The sequence below is a fragment of the Terrihabitans soli genome, assembly GCF_014191545.1.
Lineage (GTDB): Bacteria > Pseudomonadota > Alphaproteobacteria > Rhizobiales > Methylopilaceae > Flaviflagellibacter > Flaviflagellibacter soli.
In genome coordinates, this window is the sequence record NZ_AP023361.1 from 935,182 (window position 1) to 952,628 (window position 17,447).

The 17,447-nt window shown below is 62.7% G+C and carries 10 protein-coding genes; 9 read left to right on the forward strand and 1 reads right to left on the reverse strand.

All coding sequences use genetic code 11. The annotated features are described in order from the left end of the window. Positions 1-134: 134 nt before the first annotated feature. From IZ6_RS04895 to IZ6_RS04920, 6 genes are all read left to right on the forward strand, one after another. Positions 135-5,327, forward strand: coding sequence for an alpha-2-macroglobulin (locus tag IZ6_RS04895; protein WP_222876888.1), 5,193 nt, complete (start codon positions 135-137; stop codon positions 5,325-5,327). Continuing rightward, the gene (gene pbpC / locus IZ6_RS04900; protein WP_222876889.1) at positions 5,324-7,387 is read left to right on the forward strand and encodes a penicillin-binding protein 1C; all 2,064 of its coding nucleotides are present in this window, start codon (positions 5,324-5,326) and stop codon (positions 7,385-7,387) included. The genes IZ6_RS04895 and pbpC overlap by 4 nt, the downstream gene beginning before the upstream one ends. Before the next feature lie 88 nt (positions 7,388-7,475). Next, positions 7,476-8,480, forward strand: coding sequence for an NAD(P)H-quinone oxidoreductase (locus IZ6_RS04905; protein ID WP_225874007.1), 1,005 nt, complete (start codon positions 7,476-7,478; stop codon positions 8,478-8,480). A 299-nt stretch (positions 8,481-8,779) separates the two neighbouring features. Further along, positions 8,780-9,787 (forward strand): Bug family tripartite tricarboxylate transporter substrate binding protein, encoded by a 1,008-nt coding sequence (locus IZ6_RS04910; RefSeq protein WP_222876230.1) that lies wholly within the window; start codon positions 8,780-8,782, stop codon positions 9,785-9,787. Positions 9,788-10,126: 339 nt separating this feature from the next. Continuing rightward, positions 10,127-10,636, forward strand: a complete 510-nt coding sequence (locus tag IZ6_RS04915) for a tripartite tricarboxylate transporter TctB family protein (RefSeq protein WP_222876231.1) — start codon at positions 10,127-10,129, stop codon at positions 10,634-10,636. Between the two features lie 116 nt (positions 10,637-10,752). After that, entirely contained in the window at positions 10,753-12,294 is a 1,542-nt protein-coding gene (locus IZ6_RS04920) for a tripartite tricarboxylate transporter permease (RefSeq protein ID WP_222876232.1), read from the forward strand. A 106-nt stretch (positions 12,295-12,400) separates the two neighbouring features. Here IZ6_RS04920 and IZ6_RS04925 read toward each other — a convergent pair whose 3' ends face one another. After that, positions 12,401-12,808 carry a CBS domain-containing protein gene (locus IZ6_RS04925; protein WP_222876233.1) on the reverse strand — a complete coding sequence of 136 codons (408 nt, stop codon included), beginning with the start codon at positions 12,806-12,808 and terminating at the stop codon, positions 12,401-12,403. Positions 12,809-13,385: 577 nt separating this feature from the next. Between IZ6_RS04925 and IZ6_RS04930 the strand changes: the two genes are divergently transcribed. The 3 genes from IZ6_RS04930 (at position 13,386) to frc (ending at position 17,385) form a co-directional block, all read left to right on the forward strand. Then, the gene (locus IZ6_RS04930) at positions 13,386-14,075 is read left to right on the forward strand and encodes a GntR family transcriptional regulator (RefSeq protein ID WP_225873963.1); all 690 of its coding nucleotides are present in this window, start codon (positions 13,386-13,388) and stop codon (positions 14,073-14,075) included. 173 nt (positions 14,076-14,248) lie between these two features. Continuing rightward, a complete protein-coding gene (gene oxc / locus IZ6_RS04935; protein ID WP_222876234.1) occupies positions 14,249-16,000 on the forward strand; it encodes an oxalyl-CoA decarboxylase in 1,752 nt (583 codons plus the stop codon). Positions 16,001-16,107: 107 nt separating this feature from the next. Further along, complete coding sequence (gene frc / locus IZ6_RS04940; protein ID WP_222876890.1) at positions 16,108-17,385, forward strand: formyl-CoA transferase; 1,278 nt, start codon at positions 16,108-16,110, stop codon at positions 17,383-17,385. Positions 17,386-17,447: the final 62 nt, after the last annotated feature.

Sequence of the window (17,447 nt, forward strand, 5' to 3'; positions counted from 1 at the left end):
CCCGCAACACAGACGAAACACCTGTGAAATCAAAGGCCGGTAGAGAGCCGGCAACGCGCAGGGCAGGCGGCACAGATTCGCCCCAAACCAAGCGCGAGATTTACATCGCCTTTCCGGCCCGGGAGCCAAATTTCATGACCTCCGTTCATCGCTTCGTGTTCGTGCTGTTCGCGCTTGTCTTTGCGCTTCTGCCGATGGCCGCCGACGCAAAGCCGTTCGACAAGCCTTACCTGAACACGGATGCGAACCGTTACGAACGTGAGATCATCAACAACACCGCAACCGCCGACCGGACGCTGGACGATTGGATCAAGGAAGGTGTCGAGGCGGTCAAGAAGGACGACTGGCGCGCGGCGCTGAACGCCTTCGGCGCGGCGATCGCCGTCGACCCGAAAAGCGAGCAGGCCTGGCGCAATTACGCCATCTCGCTTCTGCGCGTGAAAGCCGAGAGCAGCGAAACCTATGAGTTCCCGGGAAAGGCCAAGGCTTCGGCTTATAGAGCCTATCTCCTGTCGAAGGACGCCAAGGCCGAAGCGCGCAATCTCGCGATCCTTGCTGAAGCCTATACCCGTGCCGAAGAATACCGCCAGGCGCTCAACGCCTATAAAGAGAGCTTGAAGCTTTTTGATCACCCGGAAGTGCGCGCCGCCTATCAGACGGCGCTGGAAGAGCACGGCTTCCGCGTGACGAACTATTCGGTCGATGCCGATACGGCCTCGCCGCGCGCCTGCATGGAATTCTCCGAGAACCTTGCCAAAGGCCGCGTCGATTTCGCGCCCTTCGTTTCGGTCGTCGGTATGGACAAGCCGGCGGTTGCTGCCGAAAACGACAAGCTCTGCGTGGACGGCCTGAAGCACGGCGAAACCTATGAAGTGAATGTCCGCGCGGGCGTTCCCTCGGCGCTCGGCGAAAACAGCCTGAAGCCGGCCAATGCCACGATCTATGTCCGCGACCGCAAGCCGGATGTGCGCTTTACCGGCAAGAACTATGTTCTGCCGCGCACCGGCCAGCAGGGCATTCCCTTCGTCTCGGTCAATGTCGATCGCGTTGCGGTGAAAATCTTCCGTGTCGGCGACCGCGGCATGGGTCCGGAAATCACCAACGGCAAGTTCCAGGCCCAGCTCGACAAGAGCGAGTTCGACAAACTGCAGGCCGATAGCGGCGCCAAGATTTTCGAAGGCGAGATCGACGTCACGAAGAAGCTGAACGAAGAGATCACGACGGCGGTGCCGCTCGACGAGACGATCAAGACCATGGAGCCCGGCGTCTATGTGATGACGGCGCGCGCCTACGATTCCCAGGAAAACGACGATTACGAGACGCAGCCGACGCAGTGGTTCGTCGTCTCCGATATCGGCCTCACGGCGCTTTCGTCCGGCGACGGCATCCATGCCTTTGTGCGCTCGCTTGCAGGTGCGCAGGCACTGGAAGGCGTCGAGCTCAAGCTCGTTGCGCGCAACAATGAAGTGCTGGCGACCGCGAAAAGCGATGCGAACGGCTATGTCCGTTTCGAGAAGGGCCTGACCAAAGGCGAGGGCGGTCTTTCGCCCGCGGTGCTGACGGCATCGCTTGCTGGCGATTACGGTTTCCTTGCGCTGACGGCCGCGGGCTTTGATCTGTCCGATCGCGGCGTTGAAGGCCGCGCCGCGCCGGGCCCTCTCGATGCACTCGTTTATACCGAACGCGGCGTCTACCGTCCGGGCGAGCAGGTGCATGTCACGACGCTGCTGCGCAATGCCGATGGGCTTGCGGTCGAGAACCTGCCGCTGACGCTGGTCTTCGAGCGCCCGGATGGTGCCGAAGAGCGCCGCGAAGTGCTCGAGGACGAAGGCGCGGGCGGCCGCGCGTTCAGCCTGCCGTTGGTCTCCGATGCAACGACCGGCACCTGGCGCGTCAAGGCCTATGCCGAACTGAAGCAGCCGCCGGTCGGTGAGGCGACGTTCCTTGTCGAGGACTACGTCCCTGAACGCCTCGATATGGACGTGACAACGACGGCCAAGACCATGACCGCGGCGGGCATTCCGGTGGAACTTGATGGCCGCTGGCTTTACGGCGCGCCGGCCGGCGATCTTGCCATCGAAGGCAATGTTTCGATCCGTTCGTCCAGCGCTGAGATCGCAGGTCTTGCCGGCTATAAATTCGGCCTTGCCGATGAGGAAGTCTCGCCGGTGACGAGCGAGCTGAACGATCTCGCCAAGACCGATGCGAACGGCAAAGCCAAGTTCGACGTTCCGCAGCCCAATCTGCCGAACACGACAAAGCCGCTTGAGGCGCGCATCGCGGTTCGCCTGCGCGAGCCGGGAGGCCGCACGATCGAGCGTCAGCTGACGCTGCCGGTTGCTTCGACCTCGCAGCGCATCGGCGTCAAACCGCTGTTCGGCGAACAGGTGGCCGAAGGCCAGCTTGCCGAATTCGATGTGCGCGTGCTCGCCGCCGACAATGCGTTCGCTGCGGCCAAAGGCCTGCGCTGGGAGCTGTCGCGTCTCAACACCCGCTATCAGTGGTATTCGGAAGGTTCGGACTGGAACTATGAGACCATCACCACGGCAACACGCACTGCTGACGGCGTCGTCGATGCCGACGCCAAATCGCCGGCGCGTATCTCGTCCAAGCTCGGCTACGGGCGCTACCGCCTCGACGTGATGAGCGCCGAGCCGAATGGCCCGGCGACCAGCATTGTCTTCACCTCGGGCTGGAACCCGTCGGCCGACAATGCCGAAACGCCCGACACGCTCGAAGTCGCGCTCGACAAGGATCTCTATGCGCCGGGCGACAAGGCGGAACTGCGCATCGATGCACCCTTTGCCGGCAAGGCGACGGTCGTGGTCGTCGGCAATGAGGTGATTTCGTCGAAGGTTCTCGACCTGACGCAGGGCGAAAACGAAATCGCGCTTGATGTGACGGAAGCCTGGCGCCCGGGCGCCTATGTGATGGCCTTCCTGCACCGTCCGCTCGACGCCAAGGCCAGCCGCATGCCCGGCCGCGCCATTGGTCTTGCGCATGCGCAGATCGATGCCGCGCCGCACACGCTGAAGGTCGCGCTGTCGGCGCCGGATAAGGCGCCGCCGCGCGGCACCGTCCGTGTGCCTGTCAAGATCGCCAATCTTGCGTCTGGCGAGAAGGCGCATCTTGTCGTTGCCGCGGTCGATGTCGGCATTCTCAATCTCACCGGCTTCAAGGCCCCGGCACCGGAAGAAGATGCGTTTGCCCAGCGTCAGCTCTCCGCCGAAGTCCGCGATCTGTACGGGCAGCTCATTGACGGCATGCGCGCCGCACGCGGCAAGATCCGCACCGGCGGCGACGATATGGGCGGCATGGGCATGGGCGAGCCGCCGACGCAACAGCCTTTGGCTTTGTTCTCGGGCCTTGTGCCGGTGGCGGCCGACGGCACGGCGGAAGTCAGCTTCGATATTCCGGCCTTTAACGGCACCGTGAAGCTGATGGCCATCGCCTGGTCGAAGGACAAGCTCGGCCATAGCGAACAGGATGTCGTGATCGCCGATCCCGTCGTCGTCACGGCCGCTCTGCCGCGCTTCCTCGCCCCGGGCGATGCCTCGCGCCTTCGCCTCGACATTCACAATGTTTCGGGTGCGGCTGGTGAGTACAAGGTCAAGCTCGACGGCGCCGGCGATGTTATCTCCTTCAACGAGGCCGAACAGAAACTCGCGCTGAAGGACGGCGAGCGGAAGTCCGTGGAGATCGCTCTGACGGCGAAAGCCGTGGGCCGCTCCTCGATCGATGTCTCGCTGACGGCGCCGGATGGCAAGAGCTATGCGCAGGCGTTGAACCTCCCGGTTCAGCCGGCATCGCCCGAAGGCGTCAACCGCACGGTCGTGCAGCTTGCGCCGAAGACCGGTTCGATCTCGGTCACCTCCGATATGCTGAAGGATTACGTCCCCGGCACGGCATCGATCGCGCTGACGGTCGGATCCAACGCGGCGTTCGAGCCGGCGGCCTTTGCCGGCGCGCTCGACACCTATCCCTACGGGTGTTCGGAACAGCTCTCGTCCAAGCTGATCGCTATCCTCTATGCCGAGGATTACGGCATCAAGCTTGCCGACGACACGCGCGAGAAGGCGCAGCAGATGATCGGCCGCGTTCTCGCGCGCCAGTCTTCGAATGGCGGTTTCGGCCTGTGGTCGGCGGGAACGGACGATGATCTCTGGCTCGACAGTTACGTCGTCGACGTTCTGACGCGGGCGCGCGAAAAGGGTTATGCCGTGTCCGAACGCGCCATCAGTTCGGGTCTTGCGCGCCTCAAAAACGTGCTCGGCTATGAAGGCGAGTTCGACGATCAGGACGAAGCGACCAATTTCGCCTATGCGCATTATGTGCTGGCGCGGAACGGCCGCCCGATTGTCGGCGATCTGCGTTATCTCGCTGACTCGAAGGTCAATGAGATCGCATCTCCTCTCGCGCGTGCGCAGATCGGTGCGGCTTTGGCACTGGCCGGCGATCAGGCGCGGGCCGGAAAGGCCTTTGCCGCCGCCGACACCGCGCTTGGCGAAATCAATGTCGATCAGGTCTCGCGGCTCGATTACGGCACGGATTTGCGCGACAGCGCGGGCGTTCTGGCGCTCGCGGCCGAGACCTCCATCGCTTCCGTCATTCCGGCGGTGGCAAAAAAGGTCGTCGCCAATCGCGGCGCACGCAACAGCTTCTCAACACAGGAGAACGCCTGGCTGCTGCGCGCTTCGCAGGCGCTGAAGCAGGAGAGCGCCAAGCTGTCGCTCACCGTCAACGGCGCCGCGCATGCCGGCGTCTATAACAAGACGCTCGATGCGGTCGCTCTGGTCGAGCCGGTCAAGGTCGGTAATGCCAGCGATGTTCCGGTCAACGCCATGGTCACGGTGCGCGGTGCGCCGAAGGCCATGCCGCCGGCGACGGAGATGGGCCTCAAAGTGACGCGTGCCTATTACACGCTCGCCGGTGAGGAAGTGGACCCATCGAAGGTCGCGCAGAACACGCGCCTTGTCGTCGTGCTTCAGATTGAAGAGACGGCGGAGCAGAACGGGCGACTTCTTGTGGTCGATCATCTGCCGGGCGGTTTCGAGATCGACAATCCGCGTCTCGTGACGAGTGCCGAAGTGAAGCTGCTCCCCTGGCTCGACCAGAACTATGCGCCGGGCCATGCGGAATTCCGCGACGACCGTTTCGTTGCGGCCTTCAACCGCACGGGCGAGGATACGGATATGGTCGCGGCCTATATCGTCCGCGCCGTCTCGCCAGGCACATATGTGCATCCGCCGGCGACGGTCGAGGATATGTACCGCATCGAGCGCTTCGGCCGCTCGGACAGCGGCACGGTTGAGGTGACGGCGAAGTGAAAATAAGCCGGATCATCGGCACAGCCACAAGCGCGGCGGCCCTTATCGCGGGTGCCGCCGCGCTCTGGTTTTCCACGGCGTCTCCGCCATCCCTGGAGCGCGCGGGGAAGCTGTCGACGCTTGTCACCGACAGAAATGGAAAGCTTCTGCGTCCGTTCACGACGCCCGAAGGCATCTGGCGTCTGCCGGTCACGAGCGCGGAGGTCGATCCGAAACTCCTGACCTATCTGAAGGCTTATGAAGACCGGCGGTTCGACGAGCATTTCGGCGCGGATCCTTATGCGTTCATGCGTGCCGCCTGGCAGGCGGCTCTGTATGGGCGCGTCGTTTCCGGCGGCTCGACGCTGTCGATGCAGACCGCGCGTCTGCTTGAGCCCGAACGCGGGCGCAATCTGTCGCGCAAGATCTGGGAGATCGGGGCGGCGGCCGCACTCGAGCGCGAAGTCGGCAAACAGCGCGTGCTCGATCTTTATCTGACGCTTGCGCCTTATGGCGGCAATCTCGAAGGCGTGCGCGCGGCGTCCCTGGCTTATTTCGGCAAGGAGCCGGCGCGGCTGACGACGGCACAGGCCGCCTTGCTCGTGGCATTGCCGCAATCGCCGGAAGCGCGCCGTCCGGACCGCGACCGCGTGGCGGCCAAGCGCGCCCGCAATCGCGTCATCGATCGTCTGGTCGGGCAGGGCGTCATCGAACCTGCCGAAGCCGAGTTCGCAAAATCCGAAGATGTACCCGACGGACGCAAAGCGTTTCCGGCCTTTGCCGCGCATGCGGCGGAAGGCGCTATTGCCCGTGCGCCGGATGAGAAGGTCATCAAGCTGACCATCGACCGCGAGATTCAAGTCGCGCTCGAAGGTCTTGCGCTTGAGCGCGCGCGCAATCTCGGCCCCGGTCATTCGATGGCGATCGTTGCCGTCGATCACAAAACGGGCGCGGTGCGTGCCCATGTGGGCTCGGCGGATTATTTCGATGAGAGCCGTGCCGGTTCCGTCGATCAGGCGCGCGCGGTGCGCTCGCCCGGCTCGACGCTGAAGCCTTTCATCTACGGCATGGCGTTCGAAGAAGGCATCGGCCTGCCGGAAACCCTGATCGAAGACCGGCCGACGCGCTTCGGCGGCTATGCGCCGAAGAATTTCGGTGAAGATTTCCAGGGCACGGTGACGATGGAGAAGGCCTTGCAGCTTTCCTTGAACGTCCCGGCCGTCGCCGTGCTCGATGCGGTCGGGCCCGAGCGTCTCGTCACGCGCCTCAAGGATGGTGGTGCGCAACTGAAACTTCCGAACGGAGAAGCGCCGGGCCTTGCCATCGGCCTTGGCGGTGTCGGTACAAGCCTGTTCGATCTCGCAACGCTCTATACCGGCCTTGCCCGCGGCGGCGAGAGCATTCCTCTTTATGAGATGGGCGAGAAGCCCGAGGTCGAAGGAAGACGCCTTCTCGATCCGGTCGCCGCGGCACAGATCGCCCATGCGCTGCTCGGCACCCCGGCGCCAAAAAGCGCCGTGACGGGTCGCATCGCCTACAAGACGGGGACTTCGTACGGCTTCCGCGACGCCTGGGCCGTCGGTTTCGACGGACGCACCACCGTTGCCGTATGGACGGGACGCCCGGACGGCGCTTCGAGCCCGGGCCTTGTCGGCCGCGACAGTGCGGGGCCGATCCTGTTCGACGCGTTTGCCCGCATTGCGCCGCGCACCGAACCTTTGCCGCCGCCGCCCTATGAGGCGACGCTTCGACTGGCCGAACTCCCGCCTGCCTTGAAGCGCTTCCAGCCGCGCGGCGAACCCGCGCCGCTTCTCGAGGCGGGGGATATGCCCCTGACCATTGCCTTCCCTGCGGATGGGGTGCGCGTCGATCTCGGCGCCGGGCAGGGCGCGCCGCAGGCCTTGGCGTTGAAGGCCGCGGGCGGCACGGCGCCGTTCACCTGGCTGGTCGACGGCAAACCCGTGACATCCGATGCCCGCCGCCGCGACAGCTTCTGGACGCCGGAGGGCCGGGGCTTTGCCCGCCTGACCGTGCTTGATGCCGCCGGGCGCTCGGCCTCGGCTACGGTCCGCATAGACTAAGGCTCTCCAGTACATAGGAAGGAGTGGGGTTCACTTCCTTCTCAAATCCCTGTAGCGGATCGGGCAAATCCGAAACCGGAGCACCTCTATGTCCGTCCCTGCCACAATGACCGCCATTGAAATCTCTACTCCGGGCGGTCCGGAAGGGCTGACGCCGACGACGCGTCCGGTGCCGCAGCCCGGCAAAGGCGAGGTTCTGATCGAGATCCATGCGGCCGGCATCAACCGTCCGGACGTCCTGCAGCGCATGGGCAAGTATGAGCCGCCGCCGGGTACGACCGATATTCCGGGCCTTGAGGTTGCGGGCGTGATCGCCGCGCTCGGCGAGGGCGTCTCCGAGTTCAAGCTCGGCGACAAGGTCTGTGCGCTCCTCGCCGGTGGCGGCTATGCCGAATATGTCACGGCGCCCGCGGCCCAGGTCCTGCCGGTGCCGGGCAGCCTTTCCATGGTCGAAGCGGCCTGCCTGCCGGAAACCTTCTTTACGGTCTGGAGCAATGTGTTCGATCGCGGCCGCCTCAAAGCGGGCGAGAACTTCCTTGTCCATGGCGGCTCGTCGGGCATCGGAACTGCTGCAATTCCTCTCGCCAAAGCCTTCGGCGCAAAGGTCTTTACGACCGCCGGCAGTGCCGAGAAATGCGCCGCCTGCGTCGAGCTCGGGGCCGATCGGGCGATCAACTATAAGGACGAGGACTTCGTCGAGGTCATCAAAGCCGAAACGGGAGGCAAGGGCGTCGATGTCGTGCTCGATATGGTCGGCGGCGATTATGTCGGACGGACCGTTTCGGTCATGGCGGTCGATGGGCGCCATGTCTCGATCGCCTTCCTGCAAAGCCCGAAGATCACGCTCAACTTCTTCCCGGTCATGACCAAGCGTCTGACCCTGACCGGCTCGACCCTGCGCGCCCGTTCGGTTGCCGACAAGAAGGCCATTGCCGACCAGCTGCGCGACAAGGTCTGGCCGTTGATCGCGAGCGGCAAGATCGCGCCCAAGCTGTACAAGACCTTCCCGCTGAAAGAGGCGGCGGCGGCTCACGCCCTGATGGAATCCAGCCAGCACATCGGCAAAATCGCGCTCCTCGTCCGGGGCGGCTGAGCCGTTTTTCGGGGCCGGCGCCTGCCTTCAAACCGCCGGCTTCAAGGCAAAACGGGCTGAGCCGGAAGGCCGCAGGCGGCTGTTGGCGGCTTGTCTGCACGCTTATTAAGCATCTGATCCCGCGAACGTCTTGGCGTTAGCGAAGATGGCTAATTCACATCTCGTAACGGTTGCCTTCTGTGTGGCAGCCAATATACTCCCCTCCAGCTACCGGCGCTCCGCCGGTTGCCTTTTCGACGAAATCCGCCACGCGTCCCACGCGAAAAAAAGCGGAAATCGGTCATGGGAGAGAGAACGCGATGAAGAAAGAGCTATCCCGAATTGCGTCTTGCGGTGCGGTGGCTGCGGCTGCTGTTCTTGCGCTGACGGTGAGTGCGTCTGCGCAGTGGAAGCCGACGAAGACGGTTGAGTTTATCGTGCCGGCCGGCACGGGCGGCGGCGCCGACCAGATGGCGCGCACGCTTCAGGGTGTTATTCAGAAGCACGAGCTGATGGATCAGTCGCTTGTTGTTCTGAACAAGTCGGGCGGCGCCGGCGGCGAGGGCTTCCTCGACGTTAAGGGCTCGGCCGGCAATCCGCACAAGATCATCATCACGCTGTCGAACCTGTTCACGACGCCTCTGTCGACGGGCATTCCGTTCAGCTGGCAGGACATCACGCCGGTTTCGATGCTGGCGCTTGACGAATTCGTCCTGTGGGTGAACTCGGAGTCTCCGTACAAGACGGCGGGCGATTACCTGACGGCTCTGAAGGCGTCCAAGCCGAACGACTTCAAGATGGCTGGTACCGGCACCAAGCAGGAAGACCAGATCATCACGGCGGCTCTTGAGCAGACGACGGGTGCGAAGTTCACCTATGTTCCGTTCAAGGGCGGCGGCGACGTCGTCACGCAGCTGGTTGGCGGTCACGTGACCTCGACGGTGAACAACCCGATCGAAGCGGTTGCCCAGTGGCGCGCCGGCAAGGTCCGTCCGCTGTGCGTGTTCGACAAGGAACGCCTGAAGTACACCGACAAGGTGACCTCGGACATGGCCTGGTCGGACATCCCGACCTGCATCGAGTCCGGCATCAACACGGACTATCTGATGCTGCGCGGCATCTTCATGCCGTCGGGCGTGGACCAGGCTGCGGTCGACTTCTATGTCGACCTCTTCAAGAAGGTCGCTGCGACCGACGAATGGAAGTCGTTCATGGCCAAGGGTGCGTTCAACACGACCACTCTGAGCGGAGCCGAATACAAAGCTTGGGTTGCTGACGCGGAAGCGCGCCACAAGGACCTGATGCAGAAGGCCGGCTTCCTGAAGTGATCTGACGAGATGAGAGAACGCCCCCGGCTCCACTGAGCCAGGGGCGTTTTTTTCTGTGAGAGCAAAAGTTAACTGAACCTGACTGTTGTCAGGGTTCAGCAAAAGGGAGCTGAACCTGACTGTTGGAAGGGTTCGGCAACAGCACTGAACCCGGCTGTTGCCGGAGTTCAGAAGAACAATGGTTTCTTCCGGCTCTTCAGCGTGCCGGGTTCTTCTTCCGGTCCCGGGATAGGGGGCGGACCTTGAGTGTCTTCGGGGCCTGTACATACAGGTCCTGAGGTTTTGGGGTGTACGGCCGTCCTGAGGATGGGCCGTCTTTTGAAGTTTTGAGGGGGTCAGATGAGCAAGCATAGCAGCGCACCGGGCGAATACACGGTGTCGTACCGCTCGGTCGACGCGGTCGTGGCGCTCCTTTTCATGGCGCTGTCCTGCGTCGTGATGTGGGACAGCTGGGGCATCGGCGCCAAATGGGCGTCGGATGGTCCGCAGGCGGGTTACTTCCCGTTCTATATCGGGCTGATCATGTTTATCGCGAGCTTGGGTACGCTCGTGCAGTCGATCATCACGAAGACGCCGAACCTTGAGACCTTCGTCGAGAAGGGCCAGCTCAAAATGGTTCTGGCGGTTCTCGTTCCGACGGCTGTGTATGTTGCGGCGATCCCGTTCCTTGGCCTTTACGTGGCCGGCGCGATCTTCATCGCCTTCTTCATGGTGGCGATTGGCAAGTACAACATCCTGAAAGCGATCCCGGTCGCGATCGGCGTGCCTTTGGCACTCTTCATCCTGTTCGAGATCTGGTTCCTCATTCCGCTGCCCAAGGGCCCGGTTGAGAACTTCCTCGGCTACTGACGATCAGTCTCGCCGCGGCAGGGGGTCTGCTGCGGCGTCATTTGAGTTTCACAAAAGAACAGCGCCACTAGAAGTCCTTCAGCCCTTAAGGCAGGACCGGCGCTCCGGAGGGGGTCTTGGACGCGTTATACTCACTCATTGAAGGCTTCGGCGTTCTCGGCGATCCGTGGAACATTTTCTACATGTTCCTCGGCGTCACACTGGGCGTTCTCATCGGCGTGCTGCCGGGTCTTGGCGGCGCCAACGGCGTTGCCATCCTTCTGCCGCTGACATTCTCGATGTCGCCGGTGTCGGCGATCATCATGCTGTCGTCGATCTATTGGGGCGCGCTGTTCGGCGGCGCGATCACCTCGGTCCTGTTCAACATTCCGGGCGAGCCCTGGTCTGTTGCGACGACCTTTGACGGCCATCCGATGGCGCAGAAGGGACGGGCCGGCGAAGCGCTCACAGCAGCCTTCACCTCGTCCTTCCTCGGCGGCACGGTGGCGGTCCTTCTGATCACCTTCCTTGCGCCGATCATCGCGGACTTTGCGCTTGAATTCGGCCCGGCCGAGTTCTTCGGCGTCTATCTTTTGACCTTCTGCTCCTTCGTGGGCATGGGCAAGGAATCGCCGTTCAAGGTTCTGGCGGCGATGATGCTCGGCTTTGCTCTTGCCGCGGTCGGTCTCGACTCGGTGACGGGCACGCTGCGCATGACGTTCGGCACGGTCGAGCTGCTGCGCGGCTTTGACTTCCTGATCGCGGTTATCGGCCTGTTCGGCGTCGGCGAGATTCTGCTGACGATCGAAGAAGGACTGTCGTTCAAGGGCAAGTCGGCGACGATCTCGCCGACCGTTGTCTGGCAGACCTGGAAGCAGATCCCGCAGCATTGGGCGACGATCATCCGCGGGGCGGTCGTCGGCTGCTGGATGGGCATCACGCCGGGCGGCGCAACGCCGGCCTCGTTCATGTCCTACGGTCTGGCCAAGCGCTTCTCGAAGCGTGGCCGGTTCTTCGGCACGGGCGAACTCGAAGGCGTTGTGGCGCCCGAGACCGCGGCGCATGCCGCCGGTACTTCGGCTCTGCTCCCGATGCTGACGCTCGGCATTCCCGGCTCGCCGACGGCGGCCGTCATGCTCGGCGGTCTTCTGATCTGGGGTCTTCAGCCGGGTCCGCTTCTGTTCGTCGAACAGAAGGAATTCGTCTGGGGTCTGATCGCCTCGATCTATCTCGGCAATATCGCGGGCCTTCTCGTCGTTCTGACGACGGTGCCGCTGTTTGCCTCGATCCTGCGCATTCCGTTCTCGATCATCGCTCCCGTGATCCTCGTGATCTGCGCGGTCGGTGCGTACACGGTGCACAATGCGTTCGGCGACGTTGCCGTCATGCTGTTCTTCGGCCTGCTCGGTTACGTGTTCAAGAAGCTGAACTATCCGCTGGCGCCTCTGGTTCTGGCGCTGGTGCTTGGCGATATGGCTGAATCGGCCTTCCGTCAGGCCATGCTGGTCAGCCAGGGCGACCTCACGGTCTTCTGGTCGAACTGGCTTGTCGGCGGTCTTGTGACGCTCGCGCTGCTGATGCTGTTCTGGCCGGCGATCTCGTTCCTTCTCGGCCGCCTGCTCGGCAAGAAGGGCGGCGCCGACGAGGATGACGGTCAGGTTGAGACCAAAGCCGTCTGATCGACGTCAGACAACGTAACGACAAAGCCGGGCGCGCAAGCGCCCGGCTTTTTGTTTTGAGCCTGTGCTCCGATTTTTGGTTGCTGAACCCTCGCAACAGCGAGGTTCAGCCAGCCAACTCCTCAAGGCGGAGCGCAATGAAGTCTCTGATCGAGACGACGCCGATAAGCGTTGTACCGTCGATGACGGGCAGATGGCGCACATAATGGCGGTCCATCAGCTCGAGCACGATTTTGAGATCATCGTTCGGATGGCAGGAGATGACCTTGCGCGACATCAGAGCCGAGACCGGCTTTTTGAGTGCGGCCGCGCCATGCTCGACGACGGCGTGCAGAAGATCGCGCTCGGAGAACATGCCGACAATCGTGTCGCCTTCGGTGCCGACCGAGTCCTTGACGACCAGCGCCCCGACATTCTCCTTGCTGAGGAGGCGCGCCGCCGTCTCGACCGGCTCGTCCATGCGCGCCGTCAGAATGCGCGTGCCCTTCTTCCTCAGGAGTTCGGCGACCTTCATCGGAGTTCTCCGCTAGCTGAGACGTCACGGTCTTGCTTGACCGACCCTTGCCAGCCGAACCTCGCTGTTGGGAGGGTCCGGCAGAAAAAGAGAGCCGCGGTCCAAGTCTTTGTGCCGTGTTCGTATGACCGCAGAAGGGTGAGGGCGGGCCGGTCCCCTGTCAAACCAAAGGCCGGAAACGGGGGCTGTTGCCCCCTTATATTCGGCCGAACCCCGGCTAAGGGGCGAGGGGACGGAGGATCGGCAGAGGACTGCAAATCCCTTGCGTCCGGGGCGTCTTTCCGGTCCCTCCGCAATACCCCTTAGCCCACCCAGTTGGGGCCCTTCGGGCTGGTCTTTTTGACGTCAAAGACCGGACAGGGCAGGGTGCGGGACCCGTTGAGGCTCTTGGGGTTTTGGCGAATCTCAAGGCCGTTCCGAGGCTTGGCAAAAAGGCGCCCAGAGCCGCATGACATTGGTGTGAATCTGATTGCGTGGGGCTGTGGCATACAGTAGACCATATGCGCGCATCGCGTCCCGCGGCCGCCCGTTTGAGGCAGGCTTTTAAAGGGCGCGTTCCCGTGGGAATTTTGATCTTTTGCAGCAGCTTGCGTCACCGAAGCTCCATGTGGAGCCCTTGGGCGTCAATGTCAGCCTGCGGGTTCTGGCCTATGACGCCTTGAAGAAGGCGATCATGGGCATGGACATTTACGGCTCCGAGCAGCCGATCCGCCTTGATGAGCGCCAGCTCTCGGCGGAGCTTGGCGTGTCGCGCACGCCCATCCGCGAAGCCATTACACTTCTGGAACAAGAGGGCTTTGTGCGCTCGGTGCCGCGGCGCGGCATTTTTGTGGTCCGCAAGACCAAGGCGCAGATCCTCGAACTCATTACCGTATGGGCAGCGCTTGAGAGCATGTCGGCACGGCTGGCGGCAGCGCGCGCCAGTGACAAGGACCTCGTTCAGCTGAAGCGCGTCTATGGCGGCGATGAGAGCGAAGACGATGTCTCCGAATATTCGGAGAAGAACGTCGCCTTCCACCAGGCCATCATCCGGCTCGGCGGCAACAAGCAGATCATGGATCTGTCGGACAATCTTATTTTGCACATGCGGGCGATCCGGGCGGTGTCGATCCGCCAGGAGGGCCGCTTTGAGACCTCGCGGCGCGAGCATGCGGGGATCATCGCCGCGCTTGAAGCGCGCGATGGCGACCGGGCGGAACGGCTGGTGCGCGAGCACACTCTGGGGCTCGGCACGCATGTCGAACGGCATGGAGTTTTTCCCGAGTAAAGGGCCGGTTTAAGGCCCGTACGCGGGAGGGGGAGGGGGTGCCTCCGCAATCGTTACAGTCCGGGTTCGGGCCTGTCCGATTACGGTGGCATTCAAGGGCCAATTCGGCTATGGGCGAGCCTGCGCTAAGCCCCCGAAGAGGCGACGGCAACGATTTTTGAAGGAGGACGTCCATGGTGACGGCTGTGGAGACGGTAAAAGAATTGGCTGCGAACGCCGAGAGCCAGCAGGAGTTGACGGACGGCTTCCATCTGGTCATCGATGCGCTGAAGCTGAACGGCATTGAGACGATCTACGGCGTCCCGGGTATTCCGATCACCGATCTTGGACGTCTGGCGCAGGCGAACGGCATGCGCGTCATCTCGTTCCGCCACGAGCAGAACGCGGGTAACGCGGCTGCCATCGCCGGCTTTCTGACGAAGAAGCCGGGCATCTGCCTGACGGTGTCGGCGCCGGGCTTCCTCAACGGCCTGACGGCTCTGGCTCACGCCACCACAAACTGCTGGCCGATGATCCTGATCTCGGGCTCCTCGGAGCGCGAAGTGGTCGACCTGATGCAGGGCGATTATGAGGAGATGGATCAGCTGGCGATCGCAAAGCCGCTCTGCAAAGCGGCCTATCGCGTTCTGCACGCCGAAGACATCGGCATCGGCGTTGCCCGCGCGATCCGCGCGGCGGTGTCGGGCCGTCCGGGCGGCGTCTATCTCGATCTGCCGGCCAAACTCTTCAGCCAGGTTCTCGAAGCCTCGAAGGGCACTGAGAGCCTTGTGAAGGTGATCGATGCGGCCCCGGCCCAGATCCCGGGCCCCGATGCCGTCAAGCGTGCGATCGATGTGCTGAAGGGCGCAAAGAAGCCTCTCATCATTCTCGGTAAAGGTGCTGCGTATGCGCAGGCCGATGCGGAAGTGCGTACCTTCGTCGAGAAGAGCGGCATTCCCTTCCTGCCGATGTCGATGGCCAAGGGTCTTCTGCCGGACAACCATCCGCAGTCGGCCGGTGCTGCCCGCTCCACCGCTCTTCTGGAATCGGATGTCGTCGTTCTCGTCGGCGCCCGTCTCAACTGGCTGCTCAGCCACGGCAAGGGCAAGCAGTGGGGCCCGAAGGGCTCGAAGAAGTTCATCCAGATCGATATCGAGCCCAAGGAAATGGATTCGAATATCGAGATCGCAGCGCCGCTCGTCGGCGATATCGGCTCGGTTCTGAACGAGCTGAACAAGGCGATCGACGGCAAGTGGCAGGCGCCGCCGGCCGACTGGGTCAAGACGATCAACGACAAGAAAGAGCAGAACATCGCCAAGATGGCGTCCAAGCTCGGCAAGAACTCCTCGCCGATGGACTTCCACTCGGCGCTGGGTGCCCTCAAGCAGGTCATCAAGGAGCGTCCGGACGCGATCCTCGTCAATGAGGGCGCCAACACGCTCGATCTGGCCCGCGGCATCATCGATATGTACAAGCCGCGCAAGCGCCTCGATGTCGGCACCTGGGGCGTCATGGGCGTCGGCATGGGTTCTGCGATCGCAGCGGCCGTCGAGACCGGTCTTCCGGTTCTGGCGGTCGAAGGCGACAGCGCCTTCGGCTTCTCAGGCATGGAAGTCGAAACGATCTGCCGCTACCAGCTGCCGGTGACGATCGTCATCTTCAACAATAACGGCATCTATCGCGGCATCGACAAGGACCCGACGGGCCGCGATCCGGGCACCACGGTGTTTGTGCCGGATGCGCGCTACGACAAGATGATGGAGGCCTTCGGCGGCAAGGGCTATTACGCCACGAGCCCCGACGAGCTGAAGCGCATGGTCGATGAGGCCATGAACTCAAAGAAGCCGGCCCTCATCAACGCCGTCATCGATCCCGAAGCAGGCTCCGAATCCGGCAATATCGGAAACCTCAACCCGCAATCGGTCGTCGGTAAGAAAAAGGCCTAACAAGCCTCGTACATACTCATCAGCGTTACCGGCCCGCGTCCTCGATGAGGCGGGCCGGAAATAACAAAACCTAAAGAAACTGGACACAGCGTAAGGGGAACCGAAAAATGGGCAAAGCGCTAGACGGCGTCCGTGTACTCGACTTCACCCATGTTCAGTCGGGTCCGACCTGCACTCAGCTTCTGGCTTGGTTCGGCGCCGATGTGATCAAGGTGGAGCGTCCGGGCGAGGGTGACATCACCCGCTCGCAGCTGCGCGACATTCCGAATGTCGACAGCCTCTATTTCACGATGCTGAACTCGAACAAGCGTTCGATCACGCTCGACACCAAGAACCCTGAGGGCAAATTCGTCCTCGAAGAGCTGATCAAGATCTGCGACGTGATGGTCGAGAACTTCGCTCCGGGCGTCCTGGACCGTATGGGCCTGACCTGGGAGCGCATTCAGTCGATCAACCCGAAGATCATCGTCGCCTCGGTGAAGGGCTTCGGCCCGGGCCCGTTCGAAGACTGCAAAGTCTATGAGAACGTCGCCCAGTGCACCGGCGGTTCGGCCTCGACGACGGGCTTCCGCGACGGGCTTCCGCTCGTCACCGGCGCCCAGATCGGCGACAGCGGCACGGGCCTTCATCTGGCGCTCGGCATCGTCACGGCTCTCTATCAGCGCACGCTGACCGGCAAGGGCCAGCGCGTCCTCGCCGCCATGCAGGACTCGGTGCTCAATCTCTGCCGCGTGAAGATGCGCGATCAGCAGCGTCTCCAGCACGGCCCGCTGCAGGAGTTCTCGCAGTTCGGCGAAGGCATTCCCTTCGGCGACGCGGTTCCGCGCTCGGGCAATGACTCGGGCGGCGGCCAGCCGGGCCGCATTCTGAAGTGCAAGGGCTGGGAGACCGATCCGAACGCCTACATCTACTTCATCACCCAGGCGCAGGTCTGGAAGCAGGTGTGCGAAGTCATCGGCAAACCGGAATGGGTCGAAGACCCCGAATTTGCAAAGCCCGCCCAGCGTCTGCCGAAGCTCAACCTGATCTTCGGCACGATCGAGCAGTGGACGATGACCAAGACCAAGTTCGAGGTCATGGATATCCTCAACAAGTTCGACATTCCGTGCGGCCCGATCCTCTCGATGAAGGAAATCGCCGAGGACCAGTCGCTCTATGCGACCGGCACCCTCGTCAATGTCGATCATCCGGAGCGCGGCACCTACATCACCGTCGGCAATCCGATCAAACTGTCGGACAATGACGTGAAGGTTGAGCGTTCGCCACTTCTGGGCGAGCACACCGACGAGATCCTCACCAAGGTGCTGAAGCTCGACAAGAGCCGCATTGATGAGATCAAAGCGTCGGGTGCAACCGGCGATAAGGTGCGCGAAGCCGCGGAATAATTTAGTTTCCGCCCAGAACGCATTCCAATTCAGGGGCCGCTTCTTACGGGGAGCGGCCCCGA